Raw genomic sequence first — 1,146 nt, 5'->3', positions numbered from 1 at the left:
GGCTGGTAATTTGGGCTTATAGCCCTGGGACAAACCACCCGTTTGACGGGTGGTCATGATTCTGTATATCGAATTGAAGTTAGAATGCTACATTTTGGTTTCTAAAACATTGTTAGAAATTGGTTTTATAATAGATTGAATCTATAATAGTACGTCGTAATTACTAAAACATTTCTAGAAATTAATTTGAATTTCTTAATACATTTGTTCACATCTTATCTCAGTCTATGATAATTCCCTAATCAATTTGTTCGGTTTTTATTTCATTTCACTATTTATACGAAAAATTCTTGACAAGTAATACTAAAAAGAGTAAACTATTAACTAGTTAATTAACCAGTTTATCATTTTGTGGTGAATCAAATAGGCTTAAGAAATGAGGAAAGAATGAAAATCAATAAAAAATATGTAGCAGGTTCAGTGGCAGTTCTTGCCCTAAGTGTTTGTTCCTATGAGCTTGGACGGTATCAAGCCGGACAAGTTAAGAAAGATTCGAATCGAGTTGCTTATATAGATGGTGATCAGGCTGGTCAAAAGGCAGAGAACTTGACACCAGATGAAGTCAGTAAAAGAGAGGGAATCAACGCTGAACAAATCGTCATCAAGATTACGGATCAAGGTTATGTGACCTCTCATGGAGACCATTATCATTACTATAATGGCAAGGTTCCTTATGATGCCATCATCAGTGAAGAACTGCTGATGAAAGATCCGAATTATCAGTTGAAGGATGCAGATATTGTTAATGAAATCAAGGGTGGCTATGTGATTAAGGTAGACGGGAAATACTATGTTTACCTTAAAGATGCGGCTCATGCAGACAATATTCGGACAAAAGAAGAGATTAAACGTCAGAAGCAGGAACACAGTCATAATCATAATACAATCACAGATAATGCTGTTGCTGCAGCCAGAGCCCAAGGACGTTATACAACGGATGATGGGTATATCTTTAATGCATCTGATATCATCGAAGATACGGGTGATGCTTATATCGTTCCTCATGGAAATCACTTCCACTATATTCCTAAGAGTGACTTGTCTGCCAGTGAATTAGCTGCCGCCCAAGCCTTCCTATCTGGAAAAGGTGGGCAATTAAGTACGGTTGAATATCGTTCAAGCAGAGGAGAAGCAAGATCTAGTGTG

General features: G+C 37.1%; 1 protein-coding gene. It reads left to right on the top strand.

Features of this window, described 5'->3' with window-relative positions; translation table 11 throughout:
- Window positions 1-387: 387 nt before the first annotated feature.
- The coding region (locus ADH54_RS06120) for a pneumococcal-type histidine triad protein (RefSeq protein WP_049524428.1) at window positions 388-1,146 on the top strand (759 nt) is incomplete at its 3' end.

This window comes from Streptococcus pseudopneumoniae (assembly GCF_001072315.1).
Classification (GTDB): domain Bacteria; phylum Bacillota; class Bacilli; order Lactobacillales; family Streptococcaceae; genus Streptococcus; species Streptococcus pseudopneumoniae_R.
This window is presented reverse-complemented; position numbering and strand designations above follow the sequence as displayed.